The sequence below is a fragment of the Enterococcus sp. LJL51 genome, from assembly GCF_049894025.1.
In the GTDB taxonomy this organism is placed as follows: Bacteria; Bacillota; Bacilli; order Lactobacillales; family Enterococcaceae; genus Enterococcus_L.
Genome location: NZ_JBNEQE010000017.1, coordinates 75574 through 93593, shown reverse-complemented (window position 1 = coordinate 93593; position 18020 = coordinate 75574). Strand labels below are relative to the sequence as shown.

At 39.0% G+C, this 18020-nt stretch carries 19 protein-coding genes; 13 read left to right on the top strand and 6 right to left on the bottom strand.

What is annotated here, in order from left to right:
- Positions 1 to 146: 146 nt before the first annotated feature.
- Positions 147 to 692: a signal peptidase I gene (gene lepB, locus ACPWSO_RS14600; RefSeq protein ID WP_426084312.1), complete on the bottom strand. Its 546-nt coding sequence runs from the start codon at positions 690 to 692 to the stop codon at positions 147 to 149.
- Between the two features lie 46 nt (positions 693 to 738).
- Positions 739 to 1296 (bottom strand): biotin transporter BioY, encoded by a 558-nt coding sequence (locus ACPWSO_RS14595; protein WP_426084311.1) that lies wholly within the window; start codon positions 1294 to 1296, stop codon positions 739 to 741.
- A 306-nt stretch (positions 1297 to 1602) separates the two neighbouring features.
- On the opposite strand from ACPWSO_RS14595, the gene ACPWSO_RS14590 reads away from it, so the two are divergent.
- Together ACPWSO_RS14590 and ACPWSO_RS14585 are read left to right on the top strand one after the other, a co-directional pair.
- Positions 1603 to 2688, top strand: a complete 1086-nt coding sequence (locus ACPWSO_RS14590; protein WP_426084316.1) for an ABC transporter permease — start codon at positions 1603 to 1605, stop codon at positions 2686 to 2688.
- A gap of 13 nt (positions 2689 to 2701) precedes the next feature.
- Positions 2702 to 3376 carry an ABC transporter ATP-binding protein gene (locus ACPWSO_RS14585; RefSeq protein WP_426084310.1) on the top strand — a complete coding sequence of 225 codons (675 nt, stop codon included), beginning with the start codon at positions 2702 to 2704 and terminating at the stop codon, positions 3374 to 3376.
- A gap of 429 nt (positions 3377 to 3805) precedes the next feature.
- Here ACPWSO_RS14585 and ACPWSO_RS14580 read toward each other — a convergent pair whose 3' ends face one another.
- Positions 3806 to 4132 carry a hypothetical protein gene (locus ACPWSO_RS14580; protein WP_426084309.1) on the bottom strand — a complete coding sequence of 109 codons (327 nt, stop codon included), beginning with the start codon at positions 4130 to 4132 and terminating at the stop codon, positions 3806 to 3808.
- 602 nt (positions 4133 to 4734) lie between these two features.
- Between ACPWSO_RS14580 and ACPWSO_RS14575 the strand changes: the two genes are divergently transcribed.
- Both ACPWSO_RS14575 and ACPWSO_RS14570 read left to right on the top strand, forming a co-directional pair.
- Positions 4735 to 5184, top strand: a complete 450-nt coding sequence (locus ACPWSO_RS14575) for a LytTR family DNA-binding domain-containing protein (protein ID WP_426084308.1) — start codon at positions 4735 to 4737, stop codon at positions 5182 to 5184.
- Positions 5178 to 5591 carry a hypothetical protein gene (locus tag ACPWSO_RS14570; RefSeq protein ID WP_426084307.1) on the top strand — a complete coding sequence of 138 codons (414 nt, stop codon included), beginning with the start codon at positions 5178 to 5180 and terminating at the stop codon, positions 5589 to 5591. Before ACPWSO_RS14575 ends, ACPWSO_RS14570 begins: the two co-directional genes overlap by 7 nt.
- Positions 5592 to 5644: 53 nt before the next feature.
- Here the strand turns inward: ACPWSO_RS14570 and rpsD are convergent, their stop codons facing one another.
- Complete coding sequence (gene rpsD, locus ACPWSO_RS14565; RefSeq protein WP_426084306.1) at positions 5645 to 6256, bottom strand: 30S ribosomal protein S4; 612 nt, start codon at positions 6254 to 6256, stop codon at positions 5645 to 5647.
- A gap of 417 nt (positions 6257 to 6673) precedes the next feature.
- Between rpsD and ACPWSO_RS14560 the strand changes: the two genes are divergently transcribed.
- The 5 genes from ACPWSO_RS14560 (at position 6674) to ACPWSO_RS14540 (ending at position 12279) form a co-directional block, all read left to right on the top strand.
- Positions 6674 to 7471 carry a formate/nitrite transporter family protein gene (locus ACPWSO_RS14560; protein WP_426084305.1) on the top strand — a complete coding sequence of 266 codons (798 nt, stop codon included), beginning with the start codon at positions 6674 to 6676 and terminating at the stop codon, positions 7469 to 7471.
- A 241-nt stretch (positions 7472 to 7712) separates the two neighbouring features.
- Positions 7713 to 9065 (top strand): esterase/lipase family protein, encoded by a 1353-nt coding sequence (locus ACPWSO_RS14555; RefSeq protein ID WP_426084304.1) that lies wholly within the window; start codon positions 7713 to 7715, stop codon positions 9063 to 9065.
- A 239-nt stretch (positions 9066 to 9304) separates the two neighbouring features.
- Positions 9305 to 10081, top strand: a complete 777-nt coding sequence (locus ACPWSO_RS14550) for a Cof-type HAD-IIB family hydrolase (protein ID WP_426084303.1) — start codon at positions 9305 to 9307, stop codon at positions 10079 to 10081.
- Between the two features lie 223 nt (positions 10082 to 10304).
- Complete coding sequence (locus tag ACPWSO_RS14545; RefSeq protein ID WP_426084302.1) at positions 10305 to 10868, top strand: RNA polymerase sigma factor; 564 nt, start codon at positions 10305 to 10307, stop codon at positions 10866 to 10868.
- The gene (locus ACPWSO_RS14540) at positions 10858 to 12279 is read left to right on the top strand and encodes a hypothetical protein (RefSeq protein ID WP_426084301.1); all 1422 of its coding nucleotides are present in this window, start codon (positions 10858 to 10860) and stop codon (positions 12277 to 12279) included. The genes ACPWSO_RS14545 and ACPWSO_RS14540 overlap by 11 nt, the downstream gene beginning before the upstream one ends.
- 54 nt (positions 12280 to 12333) lie before the next feature.
- Here ACPWSO_RS14540 and ACPWSO_RS14535 read toward each other — a convergent pair whose 3' ends face one another.
- Together ACPWSO_RS14535 and def are read right to left on the bottom strand one after the other, a co-directional pair.
- Positions 12334 to 12543 carry a hypothetical protein gene (locus tag ACPWSO_RS14535; RefSeq protein WP_426084300.1) on the bottom strand — a complete coding sequence of 70 codons (210 nt, stop codon included), beginning with the start codon at positions 12541 to 12543 and terminating at the stop codon, positions 12334 to 12336.
- Positions 12544 to 12635: 92 nt separating this feature from the next.
- Positions 12636 to 13199, bottom strand: a complete 564-nt coding sequence (gene def, locus ACPWSO_RS14530; protein ID WP_426084299.1) for a peptide deformylase — start codon at positions 13197 to 13199, stop codon at positions 12636 to 12638.
- A 383-nt stretch (positions 13200 to 13582) separates the two neighbouring features.
- Between def and rpsO the strand changes: the two genes are divergently transcribed.
- The 4 genes from rpsO (at position 13583) to mreD (ending at position 17821) form a co-directional block, all read left to right on the top strand.
- On the top strand, positions 13583 to 13852 hold the full coding sequence (rpsO, locus tag ACPWSO_RS14525) for a 30S ribosomal protein S15 (protein ID WP_086349479.1): 270 nt from the start codon (positions 13583 to 13585) through the stop codon (positions 13850 to 13852).
- 261 nt (positions 13853 to 14113) lie between these two features.
- Positions 14114 to 16228, top strand: a complete 2115-nt coding sequence (gene pnp / locus ACPWSO_RS14520; protein WP_426084298.1) for a polyribonucleotide nucleotidyltransferase — start codon at positions 14114 to 14116, stop codon at positions 16226 to 16228.
- Between the two features lie 226 nt (positions 16229 to 16454).
- Entirely contained in the window at positions 16455 to 17315 is an 861-nt protein-coding gene (gene mreC, locus ACPWSO_RS14515; RefSeq protein WP_426084297.1) for a rod shape-determining protein MreC, read from the top strand.
- Complete coding sequence (gene mreD, locus ACPWSO_RS14510; RefSeq protein ID WP_426084296.1) at positions 17312 to 17821, top strand: rod shape-determining protein MreD; 510 nt, start codon at positions 17312 to 17314, stop codon at positions 17819 to 17821. The genes mreC and mreD overlap by 4 nt, the downstream gene beginning before the upstream one ends.
- The last annotated feature ends 199 nt before the right edge of the window (positions 17822 to 18020 follow it).

The following is an 18020-nucleotide window of genomic DNA, read 5'->3' as shown; positions in this document are numbered from 1 at the left end:
TAAAAGCACGCTCCTTTTGATTTGGTTTAGTCACTTTAATCTTACACGGTTGCGTGCTTTTTGTGTACCCTAAAATCAAAAAAGTAGGACAATAATCAGATTTTCTTCTGACTATTGTCCCACTCCCTTTTGTGCTAAAGCAGTTCTTATTGGACACCAATTTTATTAAATGGGAAGAAGCGGAAATAGACAACCCCCTGAATATCGTCCTTGTCAACAAACCCGAAATAACGGCTGTCATCGGCAATTTGCCGATTATCTCCCAAAACAAAGTATTTTCCTTCAGGAACAGTTGCTGACTGCGTCGCATCTAATGTCTCTAAAGTAAAGTCGTTTGTCAACGGCTGATTACCATCCAGCTGTGCTTTAAATTCATCTAAATATGCTTCATCATATGCCTTCTCGTTAATATATAACTGATCATCCTCGTAACGGATAGTGTCGCCAGGCAAGCCTACGATTCGTTTGACAATTAGATTGCCAGTACGTGGACTGGGAAAAGTGGCAATATCAAAGCGTTCAGGTTCAATAAAAGTCATTTGCCATAAGCGATCGGATTCATGGTAGTTGGGCTCCATAGAGGTACCAATTACTTCTACAGGATTAAAAAGAAATACTCTCAACAGCAAAACAACTCCAAAGATAATACCTAGCTCAATGATATGGCGAATAATTCCTTTTTTCTTTAGCATTCCATACCTCCTGTAATCGTTTGAACTAAGTATACCGTGTTTTTTACTATCTGTGAATAGAGTTTTCTGATTTAGGAACTAGAAATTGCAGTCTATTTCTTACTAAAATGCCGAGATAGCCGGCTAAAATTGCTTTTATCAGACCAGGAATTATGAAAGGCAGGAAAGCTCCTTGGAATGCGCCGATCCAGCCGCTGCCTCCATAAATTTTCAGCCAAATAGTTCCAAAGACTAAAGTAAGCATTGCTCCAACGATATTGCCAATGATTGCCCAAGAATAGGTAAAAGAAGTCCGCTCTAAAATATAGCCAGTGACTAGTCCGTTAACAATGAAGCCGATTAAATACCCGCCAGTCGGACCAAAAAGTACTCCGATTCCTCCGCTCATACCAGAAAAGACGGGAAGGCCAATCAATCCTAACAACAAATAAATTAGAATAGCAAAGGTACCTGTTTTCCGTCCCAGGACAGTGACTGCTAAACCAACAGCTAAGGTTTGACCTGTTAACGGAATAATTCCAAAAGGAATTGTTAATTGAGAAAAAACTGCAATGATTGCAGCAAATTCTGCTGCCAAAATAGTTGACCGTAATGAATAATTCATGTTCACACACCTTTGTTAACCTTGTTTTTTTTGTGGTTAACAATACTATAAAAGAAGTTTTTGAGAAAGTAAAGAAAAAAATTATATTTTGAATTATAAGCAGTTATTTTGTGAGAAATAAGTGGATTTGTTATACTCGTTAATAGAATAAAAGATGTATTATAGCAGTGATTCACGATAGTAAAAAGGAAATAATGCAAAAGGAGTGACAAAGTGTCACTGTTTGTGTATAATCTTTTTTACCGGAGACACTCTGTCGCTTTCAAGGATAGTGAGTCTGCTGCAGTAAGAGAAGGGGAGAAGTCGATGTTTTTAGCATGGAACGAAATTAAGCACTCTAAATTAAGGTATGGATTGATTGTAGGAGTAATGTTTTTAATTGCCTACTTGGTATTTTTTTTAACAGGTTTAGCTTATGGATTGTCAGAAGATTTTAAAATGGCTGTGGATAAATGGGAGGCAGATGGTATTGTGCTTTCGGAAGAGGCTAATGGTAACTTAAATATGTCGTCTCTTTCTATTCAGACACTAGATGATGTTCAAGCAAAAGAGAAGGCAGCTTTTGCACAAACAGCAGGAATTATTAAGAGAGAACACGGGGATAAAGAAAAAGTTGACGTTAACTTTTTTGGAATTGATTCAGCCGGTTTTCTTATGCCAAATATTGTAGAGGGTCGAGCGTTTAAGAGTGAGAATGAAGCGGTAGCCGACATTACTTTAAAGACAGAGGATGGAGTGAAGCTAAACGAAATAGTGAAGCTGGCAGGGAGTGAACGGGAAGTGAAAATTGTCGGCTTTACTGAAAATGCCCGCTATGTAGTAACGCCGGTACTATATGTCTCTATTTCAGAATTTCAGCAAATTCGCTTTGGACAAGAACTGCCTGATGATCAGGCGAAAATTAATGGTATTGTTGTCAGGGGCAAAGATGATTCTACTTTAGGAGTAAAAACAGATAATAAAGAGTTGTCGGTATACGATATCTCTACATTTATCAATAGTCTTTCAGGATATAGCGCACAGGTTTTGACTTTTGGCTTTATGATTAGCTTCTTGATTGTGATCGGAGCGATTGTCATTGGTATCTTTATCTATGTATTGACGTTGCAGAAAACCAGTATTTTTGGGGTGATGAAAGCTCAGGGGATTTCCAGCAAATACATTTCAGTATCAGTGATTGCGCAGACTTTCATTTTAGCCGTTATTGGCATTTTCAGCGGCTTACTAGCTTCCATTGGGACTTCTTTGGTATTGCCCGCAGCTGTTCCGTTTGAGGTAAATGGATTATTTTTTGGCGGAATAGCAGGTGCCATGTTGATTGTTGCAGTACTGGGAGCCCTGTTCTCGGTGCGGACGATTGTTAAAGTTGATCCGCTGAAGGCGATAGGTTAGGAGGAAGAACAGAATGAAAGCGATAGAATTTATAGATGTAGAGAAAAACTTTCAAGATGGAGATGAACAAATCTCTGCTTTAAAAAAGACAAACTTTTCTGTAGAAAAGGGCAGCTTCACAGCGATTATTGGACCAAGTGGTTCAGGAAAAAGTACATTTTTAACTTTGGCTGGCGGTCTCCAAACGCCTTCAGCAGGAACAATAAAAATTAACGGACAGTCCTTCAGTTCAGAAAAAGAAAAGACACGCTCCGCTATTCGTTTTAAAGAGATTGGTTTTATTCTTCAAGCTTCGAATCTGGTACCTTTTCTATCTATTGAAAAACAACTAAAATTAGTAGATAAAGTGAAAAAGGAGAAAGCGAACTCAGAGGCTGGTAATCAGCTATTGGAACAGCTGGGTGTAGCCGCTCTAAAGAAAAAGTATCCAGATGAGATTTCAGGAGGTGAACGTCAGCGTGTAGCCATCGCACGGGCGCTGTATAACGACCCTTCTGTTATTTTGGCGGATGAACCAACAGCTAGTTTGGATACAGATAAAGCATTCGAAGTGGTGAAAATATTGGCGCGGGAAACAAAAGAGAAGAATAAAGCAACGATTATGGTTACTCATGATGAACGCTTGATTGAATATTGTGATCAAGTGTATGTTATGAAAGACGGCGTATTGGAAAGTAGAAACAACTGAAAGCAGCTGATAAGTATCTAGCCGATGATGTTTTTATAGAAAATATTTTGTCGACATAAGTTTGGCTAGAATGGTGAGTAGTGTTAAAGACCCCGCCTTAATTCAGCCGGCATTGCATTTGCAATTCTCACTATGTATCAAAATATGAATCGATGTTGGAGAACTATTTCAGGACTGGAGCGTAGCCGGCTTGGCTAAGGTTCCAGTCCTGTTTTCTGTCTCACCATTTATTTGGACTTCCATCATACTAAAAGTCTGGGAATTTACTTGTGTCCCAGATTCCTGATCTGTGTCTTTCAAGGGACCGCAGAGCAGCAATGCAATAGGCTAGATGTTTAATGTGGTCATGTAATAGCTTGGCTTTTAAAGTTTCGATTGTTTTATTCTGAAGAAGACCAATATATTTTTATAGAGACTCTCTTTCAATATTTAAGTAAAGGATAGTGATTTGAGCTTTTCGAAGGGCATCCAGCCAATGTGACCGTTTTTGTCCTGAATCAGAGCCCAAGCGTAGACAACTTCTAATAATTCAACAATACTATTTTCTGCCATTGCTAATTCTGTCGGATTGTAATCTCGGATTAATGTGTCTTTATCAATATAGTCCTGAGGAAAATAAGTTTGATAGCCTTCGATAGTTCCCCCTAACCAATTCTTATAATGACTACATGGTACAATATCAGTCACCTTTGTTCCAGCAGTAAATGTTGGGAAAATTCCTTCTCCCAAATGACGTTCTGTGACAACCAATTTCATATGTGTTCCTCCCAGCTTTTTTTATCTATTAACCATTATAAGAACATATGTTCTTTTTGTAAAGGAAAAAATGAATGTTGGCAGATTAAAGAGATTGAGTCAGAAATGGTCAGCGCAAAGCACCAAATAAGTACTTTTCATCATCTGCTCTGCTCGAAGAGCAATCACAGTGATTCTAAGCACCAAGTAGGTACTTTTCATCATCTGTTCTGCTCAAAGAGCAATCACAGTGATTCTAAGCACCAAGTAGGTACTTTTCATCATCTGTTCTGCTCAAAGAGCAATCACAGTGATTCTAAGCACCAAGTAGGTACTTTTCATCATCTGCTCTGCTCAAAGAGCAATTACAGTGATTCTAAGCACCAAGTAGGTACTTTTCATCATCTGCTCTGCTCAAAGAGCAATCACAGTGATTCTAAGCAATAAGGCGAAAATTCCGAAAATGACAGGAAACACGAAGGTAAACCATTCGATGTTGACTGTTTCCTACTTGGTGTTCCACAAACTTTTTGCGAATTTTCGTCTTATTGTCGAAGAAGTTACTTCTGAAACACCGTTTATCCGAAAAGTTTTTTATTATAGATTGTGTAGGAGGGGAATAAATGAAAACAGAGTTTCAAACACAGGAAGAGGTAGCTGTTGGCAAAGTACTGATTATGACGAATCCGGAGCATCAAAAAGACTGGCCCAAGCTGGAACAGGCAATTAATGGGATCAATCAAACAGTTACAGCTATTAATGCAGTGAATAATCGGAAGATTCAAATCCCTGTTCAGTCGATTATCAGTATTGAATCAGAAGATCGAATGTGTAATCTCAAGTTAGAAAATGGCAATATGTATCTTTACGGAAAGAGGCTAAAATATGCGGAAGTTGAATTTCGTTCGAATCGATTCATGCGAATCAATAATCAAACATTGATTAATCTAAACCATGTGGCGCAGTTCACTTCTTCGGTGAATGCCCGGATTCAGCTCTTAATGAAGGACGGCACAACATATATTATCAGCAGACATTACATCAAAGAATTTAGGAGGGCGTTATCATGTTAAAGGATTTAAGACAGTCATTTTTTCAAGTTTTTACTGCTTCATTTTTATGGATAGTATGTTTATTATCGATTTTTTTCAATGGGGAAAAAATCCAGGTGATGTATTTATGGAATCTAGTTGGAGTCGCGGCCAGTATAGCATTTCTATGCGGAGTGGTATATAAAGGATTATGGCAGTATTTAACTTTTAAACCGCTGGCTAATGTAGTAATATCTTCGATATTAAATAGTGGATTTGGTTTGGCAGCTGTCTATCTGTTTTCAGAGGAAATGTTTGCCTACATTGCCTCATGGATTCCTGGAATGTTGGTGTTATCATTGGCTTTGCACTTTGTAGCGTTCTATATCTATGCAAAATATGAAGCGAAGAAAAACTGCGCAGAGCTTAATCATCTGCTTAAAAAGTAAGAAAAACCCTCTGCTGAAAAGACAGCAGAGGGTTTTTGAGAATCCCAAAGGGATTATAGTTTTTGGTTGTAGTATTCAACGACAAGAGCTTCGTCGATTTCAGGATATAGTTCATCACGTTCTGGTAAACGAGTGAAGCTTCCTTCTAATTTTTCAGTGTCAAAGCTAACAAATGCTGGACGACCAACAATTGCTTCAACTGCTTCTTTAACAGTCACAATATTTTGAGATTTTTCACGGATAGAAATCACTTGACCAACTTCAACATGGTATGAAGGGATATCCACACGCTTGCCATCGACCATAACGTGACCATGGTTTACTAATTGACGTGCTTGACGACGAGTAGTTGCAAGACCTAAACGGTAAACAACATTATCTAAACGTTGTTCCAACAGAATCATGAAGTTAACCCCGTGTTTACCTTCTTTGATTTTGCTTGCTTTAACGAACAAGTTAACGAATTGACGTTCGTTCATACCGTACATATGACGTAATTTTTGTTTTTCAGTTAATTGCAAACCGTATTCAGACTGTTTGCCACGGCTGTTTGGTCCGTGTTGTCCTGGTTTGTAAGGGCGGCGTGCTAGTTCTTTACCAGTTCCTGATAATGAGATACCTAGACGACGAGAGATTTTCCATGATGGTCCTGTATAACGAGACATTCAAAATTCCTCCAATAAAATAAGTTTTTGGAGTAAAATAATCTTCTGAAAAATTCATATTCGTTCAGTTCATTCTTCAACCTTCACCTTTGCAGCCGCGGTTACGCAGTTGAACCTGAAAAGCTGGATAAGATATCATTATCTTAAAAGCTAAACACTGAGGCAATGGACTGTTGACGAGCCTATTATTTTTCTGCTGCATTATTTTACACAAAGAACATTATATCGCTAAAAAGCTTGTTAAGTCAAGGTTTTTTCAATTAAATAGCAAGAAAAATGAGAGGAAGCAGAATATAAGAAGAAATTACTGGGAAATAAGCAGAAAATACTGGACAAATTCTCTTCAGGTCATTAGAATGGTAAAGGATATTTTTTGAAAATACATATTGAAAATCAACTGAAAAGGAGCAGCAAATAATGAAACCTGTATCTCCACTATTTGAACAGATTGACAAGTCCATCAATAAAAAAATTAGTTTGTTTCAAAACAGCACTGTCCGTTATATTGTCAGAGCAATGCTTGCGTGTATGTTCTTAACCTTAGGAACAGCTGTAGCATTTGTAATCGCTATGAAAGGTGAAGACATTGCACACGGACTAGGAAAAATGCTTTATGCGTTTATGTTCAGCTGGTCTTTAGTAATGATTCTGTATATGAATGCTGAGCTGGGAACATCAAATATGTTGTATATGACTGTTGGCGTATACCGTAAAAAAATACGCTTGCCGCTTGCTGCAAAAATTCTGTTTACATGTATTCTCTTCAATTTAGTCGGCGGTGTTCTGTTCGGATTTCTGATTGGTCAGACAGCTCCTTTTCAAAATTTGGCTTCAGATAACTATATGTTTACAGCAATTGCCGGTAAACTGACAAAAAGCACCACACAGATTTTGGTAGAAGGAATGTTTGCTAATATCGTTGTAAATACAGCGGTTCTGGTGAGTATGCGGATGAAAGATGATGCAGGGAAAATTGCTGCTATCATTTTCATTATCTTTATCTTTGCTTTCTTAGGCTTTGAACACGTTATCGCAAACTTCCCGGCATTTACACTGGCATATGTTGCTTCTCATGGTACGATTGCAGCAATGACTTTAGGCAATGTTGTGCATAATTTAGTGTTTGCACTGATCGGCAACTTTATTGGCGGCGGTTTGGTGATGGGACTTGGCTATGCATGGTTGAATAATGCTGACACCAACTACTTAGATTAATAAAATATTCTTTGTCTAAAGACTAAAAATGCTGTTGAATAAGCGTTTTTAGTCTTTTTTATTGGTTCAAGCAGTCAGAAGCTGCGCTGCTTATTTTAGCTGGAATAGCGTATGATTTCAAAGAGAACTATTGAAATGAATCGTCGGAGTGATACTATAGTTTATATGAATGATTTCACATGAAGAGCAATAAAAAAGTATCTTAAAAGCTGTTGTTGTTTTAAAAAGGAGGAGAAAGCTTATGTTGCGCATGTTTTCGCTAGGAAATAGTGTTCCGGTTTTTGTTTATGCATTCCTGTATAATTTGTGTCTTTTTTTGCCGCTTGCCGGGTTAGTAAGCTCTCAAAGCTTACAAGTAAAAGTGCTGATATTCGTTCTCTTTTTGGGGTGTGCACTAGTAGTAATTCATAAGATACCTAAAAAAACAGCTGAACGAAAACACCTGTCAGTTCTCTACAAAGGCTGTTATTCTCTAAAGGTTTTCGTAGTAAGTTGTTCCATGATGGTGCTGACAGTCCTTCCCATTCTGCTAAATTATTCTTTTTCTTGGCAGCTATTGGTTTTGTCGACTATCTGGATTGTATTTTTAGAGGCGCTTCTTTTTTGGAATGGTATGCTTCGTGTCTATCTGTCTTCTGTGCAACTGGGGTTGAAGCTGAGAATCATGGCTGCCGTCTGCGGCTGGGTTCCAGTTGTTAATATTTATATGCTGTTAAGGGTTATTCGAGTTGTGGAGGATGAATTAGCTTTTGAATTTGAGAAAGATTTAGCTGCTGATGTAGAGGCGGCGTCCACTCAATGCCAAACCAAATATCCGCTGCTGCTGGTGCACGGCATTTTTTTCCGGGATATAAAGTATTTAAATTATTGGGGGAGAATTCCAAGATTTCTAAAGCAAAGAGGAGCGGTTATCCACTATGGAAATCAAGAGTCTGCTCAAAGCGCAGAATACTGTGGAAAACAGCTGGCACAGCAAATCGAAAATATTCTGAAAGAAACCGGGTGTGAAAAAGTAAATATCATCGCACACTCTAAGGGCGGGCTCGACAGCCGATATGCAATTTCCAATTATGGTATGGATAAATATGTCGCTTCTCTTACTACGATTAATACACCGCATCATGGCTGTATTTTTGCAGATTATTTGTTGAAGAAAGCACCTCAAAAAATGCTGAATCGGGTTGAGAAGATTTATAATGGCGCTTTGGGAAGATTAGGAGATCAAAATCCTGACTTTTTAGTAGCAGTCACTGATTTAAGTGATGAGACCTGCAAAACACTTAATGCCAAGATGCCTGATAAGGACGACGTGTATTATCAAGGCGTAGCATCATATGTAAATAAAGCAGCTGGAGGAAAATTCCCATTAAATATTTTTTATCCGGTGGTCAGGCATTTTGATGGGAAAAATGATGGGCTGGTATCTGTTGAATCAGCCAGCTATTTTGAAAATACTAAACTGGTTGGCCCAATTGGAAAACGGGGCATTTCACATGCAGATATGATTGACTTGAATAGAGAAAATATTGATGGGTTTGATGTACGTGTATTTTACCAGGATATTATTGTGGACTTAAAGAACAGAGGGTTTTAGGAAATAATTCTATCGAAAATATTTTTAGTGCGTTCTTTTAGTGTAAAGTGAAGGTACTTTGAAGTGTTGTATTCTGTGCGTTTTTTGAGCTTAAACGATTAGAAAAAGTTGAAAAAGACCAATGAATGTGTTAAAAATACCAGTGTGGGTTCTATTTTTCGATTAGAAGAAAATGGACTGAAATAGAGGGAACTGGCAGGCTACTCAGCAGGAGAAGAAAGTGAGCGGTTGAAAATTTCATGAAGAGAAAACTTTTTGCATTCGATATCGATGGAACGTTGTTAGGAACAGATAAGCAAGCATTGGACAGTACTAGAGAGGCGCTGGCAGCGTTGAGAAAACAAGGACATCTAGTCACAATTGCCACAGGACGAAGCCGCTATATGGCGCAGAAGGTCATCTTTGATTTAGCGTTTGATAACTACATACTTTGTAATGGCGCAGCAGCCTTTTTAGATCACGAGCAGTATTATCAGAATTTGTTAGATGAAGACGAGCTGCTTCGTTTTGCCGCTGAGCTTGAGAAGAATGAATTGGGGCTGGCGTATGTCGGGCTGGACGAAGTGAAAAAGAAAAACAAACATCGTGCGAACCAAGTGGTTGAAGCGATGCGTTCAATCGATTTTCATGATTTGGACTACGATGAGCAGTTCCAGCAATCGGCAGACATCTATCAAGCATTGGCGTTTTATGATGAGTCGCTGGAAGGTACATTTGAGCAGCAATTCCCGAAATTCCGTTTTGTCCGCTGGCATCCAGAGAGTGTGGATATTCTTCCCGAAAACGGTTCTAAGGCAGCTACAATTTTAAATTTGGCTGACCGGGTGGGAATCAAACAGGAAGATATCATTGCCTTTGGCGATGGAGATAATGACAGAGAGATGTTGAGGGAAGTCGGCGTTGGTGTAGCGATGGGTAACGCTCAGCCTCATGTTCAAAGAGAAGCGAAGCTTGTAACAGACACCAACGATCAGGACGGTATCTGGAAAGCGTTGAAGGAATTAAACTTTATCTGATAAAATTATTAAAAGAAATCAGCCGCTGTTTTATTATTGAAGAGGTCGAGACTTATTTTGTCCGGCTTCTTTTTTATTTTTTCAAAATAAGGGAATTGGTAATAGTGAATATCGTTCGCCAAAAATAGGAAGCTCCTAATTTTTTTGATAAAAATATAAAAAAGTGAGGAATTCTCAGTTTTTGATTGTATTAATAGTGAACGATAAAAAAAGAGGTGATGAAATGGAAGAAGAAGTGTATATCGGGTTGTTAAATCGTGATGAAGCGGTATATCAAAGGCTTATTCAGCAATATTCAAAGCTGCTGTGGGCAGTCGCTTCCACAGTAATAACGAGTAAAAACGGCTCAGCTGTAATGGATATTGAAGAAGTGGTCAGCGATACATTTGTCCGCTTGTGGCAGCATCCGGAAAAATATCAGCCGGAGAAAGGATCGCTGAAAAGCTATCTGGCTGTGATTGCCCGTAGCTTGGCATTGAATAAAGTGAAGAAGAATCAAAAAAAGATGATTCAACTGGAAGAAGCAGAAGAACCGGCCAGCGAACTGAGGATGAGCAGGGAAGAAGAATGGCAGGCATTGTATGATGCCATTCGCACACTGGATGAGCCTACTAGAGAAATCATGATTCGTCGTTACTTTTATGAAGAGAAGCCGCAAACGATTCGTGATGTGATGCGGCTTCCAGCGAAGGAAGTAGACAATTGCTTATACAGAGGGAAGAAAAGGCTGAAGCGGTTGCTGGAAGAAGAAAATTTTTTGAAAGAGGTGGCTGAGTATGGAAACTAAAAAGAAGCATGATGTACCGTTGGAGTATTTGACTGAGGAACAGCTGGATGATTTTTTAGAATATACCCAACCGTTTTCAGAAGAAAATCTACAGGCAATTAGTCGAAGGTTTGAAGAGAAAACAGGAAATACGTCTATAAAAAAGCTTTCAAATACAAAAAAATGGCAAAAGGGTTTGATTTTTGCGGCTGCAGCACTGGTTTTATTACTAGTTGGCTTTACTCAATTGGGTACGCTAAAAAGAACATACTACCAATTGTTTGGCAGCGATGCAGACAAACTGCTGTTGAATACAGATAAACTGGATGCTTCGGTAGAGGATCAGGGGCTGCGTCTGACTGCGGTGTCGGCATTTAAGGATGGCGGTACAACCTATTTTCTTTCAGAACTGACTGACTTGACCGGTGACCGTTTAGATGGGGAAACAATGATTGATCGCTGGCAGATGAACGGTGGTGGGAATAGTCGGGTTATTAATTATGATGAAAAAACAAAAACAGCAACCATTCTAACAACAGCAATTGCCACGTTTGACGGTTCAGCTTCAACTCCGGGCTTTTTGCTGGAATCAATTTTGTCCGGGCGCTGGGAGAAGCAAACAATGAGCCCAGTCAAACTATCAGATCATATTAATCAGCAAGCTGCTTGGATCGATATTTCTAAGCAGGATGGTCAAGGAGGCGGTTCTGACCCTGTACTGATGGAAAAATACAATTTGACGTGGGATGAGTTGAACAAAGTAGGGCTGAAACCGCTGGAAATGAATGTAGTGCTGGATGAAGAGCAAGAGGTTGTTTTGACGAACGCGGCATACAAAGACGATTTTCTGCATGTTCAGATTAAATATCCAAACCATATAAAAAGAGAATACGCCTTTATTGTATTAATTAATCGGAAAACAGGTGAAGAAAAGCATTCTATGGCCAGCTTTCAAGTAGATGAAGGCACGCATAATAATCAAACAGGTCGAACAGATTATGAAGAGCTGATATTTGATATCTCTGCCGAACAGCTTTCAGAATATGATGTGCGGATTGATGGGATGGGTCACGAGATTCAGCAGTCAGGGGAATGGGCGATTAAGCTGGCTGAGCCGCAGGCGCTTCCGACTACTGATTTGCAGGATACAGATGTGGTTGTAGATGGTAAGAAAATAAAGCTGAAAAATATCAAACTATCACCGCTTAGCCTTAGCTTTGAATGTACTGTGGATATGTCGGAGAGCTATGATTCAGACTGGCAGATTAACATTCAAATGAAGGATGGAACAACACTGGACTATCTTAAGGATGGTATGATGACATCCGGTAGTGAAGGAAAAAAAACCAGCATTCAGGTTTCTGGCAGCTATTTGGAGTTGGAAAATATAGAAAAAGTCAGCATCAATGGGACGGAGCTTTCGAAAAAATAGAAATAAAAAAACAGAGCAATGTTAGGGGAAAAGCCTAACACAGCTCTGTTTTTTTCATTTATTCAATGTATTAAACAATCCGAAGATGGTTGCTTCTTCTAAAGGAAGTTCTTGATTGTCAAGCAGTACCTGGGTCACTTTATAGTAATCTTCTAAATCGGGTACTTCCCGCTGTTGAGCAGCTACGAAATCAGCGGCTTTCTCATAGATTTTTACATTTTCACTTGTATCATTGCTTGTCAGCAAATAATGGATTTCCAACATGATTCTCATTCCTTTCGTGATAACACACGATTAGTATACTCCTTTTTAAGAAAAACGTTGGAAATTTTGTCTTTTAGTGCTGAAGCTGAAAGCTACTCAATCACCAAAACGCCGTCTTTCAGACTGTAAGGGTTGTCTGCGTTGATATGATCGTAGAACATAATACCGTTCAAGTGATCGATTTCATGCTGAACAACGATTGCTTCGTAGTTTTTTAAGCGTTTTTTCTGTTTTTCTCCAGCTGCATCATAGTATGTAAGAGTGATGCGGCTATGTCGAACCACGTAGCCGGGCACTTCCCGGTCTACCGACAGGCAGCCTTCGCCATCTGACAGGCATGCATCCTGAACAGAATGACTGATAATTTTCGGATTGTACATAACAGCACTTAAAACGGGTTCCGGATTTTCTAAATCACCGCTGGGAACGTGAACAGCAATTATTCTTTTAGAGATATCCAATTGAGGGGCAGCCAGACCAACGCCTCCCCGCAGCTGAAGCTCTTCTGCTTTTTCCGGATCCTGACTGTTTTTTAAAAAGGTCATCATTTCTTCCCCAAGCTCAATATCCTTTTGAGCTAAAGGGAAAGCCACTTCTTCTGCCACCTTTCTCAGTGTTGGATGTCCTTCTCGAATAATATCTTTCATGGTAATCACTAGGATAATTCCTCCTTCTATAAATGGAAACGAGGCTGCTACAGAAGCAATGGGCTTAGCGAGCTACTGTTTTACTGGATTTCCGCTGCCCTTTTAAAAGAGTGCTTCTGAAGCACCGTCTATTTGGTTTTAAGGAATTCGGGCACAAATCTGCCGTTGTTCCATTATGGATTATTTTGCGTAATTAAGTGTATCACAAAAATTAGAAAAATGGGGAGTTTTCTATATAAAAACAGGGATTATGCTAAGCTTTATCTTGCTTTTTAATACGCTATCCTGTAAAGTATATTCTGTGTGGAAACACACCGCCTATTACTTGGTTTGACGAATCACCAACGCTTTACTCAGTAATAGGGTGACAATTATAGAAAGAGGTGGAACACATGGCAATGTCTAAAGAACAGAAAAACCAAATCATTAGCGAATACGCTCGTCATGAAGGAGATACTGGTTCACCAGAAGTACAAATCGCTGTATTGACTGCTGATATCAATCACCTGAATGAACATGCACGCGTACACAAAAAAGATCACCATTCTTATCGTGGACTAATGAAAAAAATCGGTCACCGTCGTAACTTGTTAGCTTACTTACGTAAAACTGACATCCAACGCTACCGTGAACTGATTCAACGCTTAGGATTACGTCGTTAATCAAACATGCGAAAGTGAGATTCACCAGAATCTCACTTTTTTGCTATTGGATGGCAGGACCAAGTAGTTTTTGCACTAAGCAAAAGCGTATCCGGCAAGACAAAATGGAAACAAGGCTTTGTTACTGAAGCTGAAAAAATAAAACAGCACTTTGAAAAGTTAGTCAAAACTCTACTAACCAAATGAAAGGATTCAATCCATTTGGATTTTTTCATTTGTTTAGTAGCGTCTCGCTTTTCAAAGGGCAAGAAGGAGACTTATATGTCAGAGAAACAAGTATTTAAGATGACTTGGGGCGGACGTCCGCTGCAGGTTGAAATCGGTCAATTGGCAAAACAGGCAAATGGAGCAGTCTTGGTTCGTTATGGCGATACTGTAGTATTAAGTGCAGCAGTTGCTTCAAAAGATGCCAGAGATTTTGACTTTTTTCCGCTTACTGTCAATTATGAAGAGAAAATGTACGCTGTAGGAAAAATTCCTGGCGGTTTTATCAAACGTGAAGGACGTCCCAGTGAGCGTGCAACATTAACAGCTCGTTTGATTGACCGTCCAATTCGTCCCATGTTTGCGGATGGCTTCCGAAATGAAGTGCAGATTACCAATACTGTGATGAGTGTGGAACAAGACTGCACACCTGAGATGGCTGCAATGTTTGGTTCCTCTCTTGCGCTGGCAATTTCAGATATCCCGTTTGACGGTCCGATTGCTGGTGTTGATGTTGGCCGTGTAAATGGCGAGTATGTATTGAATCCAACAGTTGAACAAGCTGAAAATACTGATATCGAATTAACTGTAGCTGGAACTAAAAAAGCGATCAACATGGTGGAAAGCGGTGCGAAAGAGGTATCTGAAGAGGATATGCTTGGTGCTTTGCTGTTTGGTTTTGAATCAATCAAAGAACTGGTTGCTTTCCAAGAAGAAATCGTTGCTGCAGTTGGTAAACCCAAAATGGATATCCAGCTTCTACAAGTAGATGCTGAGCTGAAAAAAGAAATATTCGCTGGTTATTATCAAACAATGAAAACCGCTGTAATGACAGAAGAAAAACTTGCACGTGAAGATAATATCGATGCAGTTAAAGATCAGGTTAAAGAAGTTTACGCAGAAAAATACGCGGATTCTGAAGAAAGCGACCGTATTACAAAAGAAGTGAAGCAAATTGCTGAAGATTTGGAGAAGGACGTTGTTCGTGAATTAATTACGATTGACAAAATTCGTCCAGACGGACGTAAATTGGATGAGATTCGTCCGTTGGCATCTGAAGTTGGGATTTTACCAAGAGTGCACGGTTCTGGTTTGTTCACCAGAGGGCAGACACAGGCTTTATCTGTCTGTACATTAGCACCACTTGGAGAACATCAAATTATTGATGGTCTAGGTATCGAAGACAGCAAACGATTTATTCATCATTATAATTTCCCGCAGTTTTCTGTTGGATCAACAGGACGCGCAGGTTCGCCGGGACGCCGTGAAATTGGGCATGGAGCTTTAGGTGAACGAGCAATGGCTCAGGTAATTCCTAACGAAACAGACTTCCCTTACACAATTCGTGTTGTGTCAGAAGTATTAGAATCAAATGGTTCTTCTTCACAAGCTAGTATTTGTGCAGGTATTCTTGCTCTTATGGATGCTGGTGTGCCAATCAAAGCTCCTGTAGCAGGGATCGCAATGGGTCTAGTAAGTGACGGTGAAAACTACACTATTTTGACTGATATTCAAGGGCTGGAAGATCACCTTGGTGATATGGACTTTAAAGTTGCTGGAACAAAAGACGGTATTACCGCTTTACAGATGGATATTAAAATTCAGGGTATTACTGAACAAATTCTAACAGAAGCTTTAACTCAGGCGAAAAAAGCTCGTATGGAAATTTTGGCGGAGCTGACTTCTACACTGAGTGCGCCTCGTGAAGAATTAAGCCAGTATGCACCGAAGATTGAAATGATTCAAATCAAACCTGCCAAGATCAAGGATGTAATTGGTAAAGGCGGCGAAACAATCAATGGCATTATCGACGAGACTGGTGTTAAGATTGATATCGATCAAGAAGGTAATGTGAGTATTGCTTCAGCAGATGCAGAAATGATTCAAAAAGCAATCAAGATTATTGAAGAACTGACAAAAGAAGTAGAAGTAGGGCAAGTTTATCTTGGAAAAGTTGTCCGTATTGAAAAATTTGGTGCATTTGTAAACCTGATTAAAGGAAAAGATGCTCTGGTTCATATTTCTCAGCTTGCCAACGAACGGGTAAACCAAGTGGAAGATGTTGTGAAGCTAGGTGATGAGGTTCTGGTCAAAGTAACGGAAATCGATAAGCAAGGACGTGTAAATGCGTCAAGGAAAGCAATGCTAAGCGACGAAAATAAAGAGAAATAAGCAGATCGAGTCTGGGATAGCAGCAGGGTTCCAGACTCAGATTTTTATACAAGAACTCATTTGTAGAAAAACGTTGTGAGCTGGAGAAAGAATTAGTCGGCTCCTTCGTTTTTTTACAAAAATAAAATTGATAAAAAAAGTTAAAGAGCAGCTGCTGCTCTTTTGTTTAAATCTAAATAGTGGTAAAATTAAGGCTATCAGTTTGAAGACTATCTGAGGTGTCATTGTGAAAAAATTTAATCCAAATAAAAATATTATTATTACATTGATATTAGTCATTATTGTTGTTGCCATTATCAGTGTGACTGCAGCTCAGCGTAATTCCAATGGGAAAACAAATGCTGTTCAGTCTGCCGTAAATGACGGTGTCGGCGTTATCGATAAAATGTTTTCCGCACCTGCTAAAGCAGTTGCTGGAAGTCTATCTTCACTAACAAACCTTTTCAATACATATGATGAAAACCAGAAGCTAAAAGAAAAAATTGACAGTTACAACGAGCTGGCTATCCAAAATCAAAACTACCAGAAAGAAATAGACGCTCTTAAAGCCGAATTAGGTCTGAATGAAACATTGACGAACTATAAGAAGGTAACTGCCAATGTTATTACTCGCTCGCCGGACAGCTGGCAGGATTTGATGGTTGTTGATAAGGGGAGTAATGATGGAATCGAAGTTAATATGGCTGTTATGTCTCAAAAAGGGTTAGTCGGTCGGGTGATCGAAGTGAATGGTTTCTCTTCCAAAGTAGAGCTGTTGACATCGAAAAATCAAAACTCTAACCATTTTCCTGCGCGTGTAAGCAGCGAAGGCGGCGATTCTTATGGGTTACTAAAAGAATACGACGAAAAAGAACAGGCGATGGTTGCTACACAATTGACTGGCGAGGCTGAAATCAAGGTCGGTGATATTGTGCAGACATCTGGTTTAGGTGGAAACTCTCCAGCAAATCTTCCGATAGGAACAGTAGAAAAAATCGAGCCGGATCATTACGGACTGGATCGTGAAATATACGTTAAACCATTTGCGGATATGTATGATATAAATGTTGTAACTATTATTCAAAGATCGGCAGGGGGAAATGAATGATTCCAAAAGAGAAAATAAAATATTTTGCTCCAGTTATTTTGTTTTTCTTGCTGCTGCTGGACGGACAGCTGTCTGTGGGGGCTGAAAATCTTTTAGATAACGTTTATTTTCCAAGTACTCATTTATTACTACTTGCTTATTTAACAATGATTCCCAATCTCTCAAAGAGTTATGTAATTATCAGTGCGTTAATCCTAGGGTTGATTTGTGATAGTTATTATTTGGGCATATTAGGAATTTATACTGTAGCTCTTGTAGCAACAGTTATGCTAATGTATACTTTTCAGGGGATTTTAGAGACCAATATTCCTACGGCTTTTTTTGGAATGGTTATATTTGTTACTAGCTATGAGCTGATTGCAGTTGCTCTACAGGTAATTTTTCATTTATCTAAGGTAGGGCCGGTTTTGTTCATCACAAGAGTGCTGGGACCAACACTCCTGTTTAATATGTTGGTATTTGTGTTATTATTTTACCCAATGAAGAGGCTGTTTTCTACAACGTAGCCTCTTTTTTGTTATTTATAATTGGTAGAAATACATAATGGATGTTATTTTATGATTGGTCTTGAAATGGTTTTGTAACATTATCTTTATGTATATGACACAAATCTATGTTACAATTTCAATGTTGTAAGAAGTAAAAGTTAAGATTTGTGTAAATAATTATGAAATTATAGATTTGCAAAACCGGAGGAATAAATTA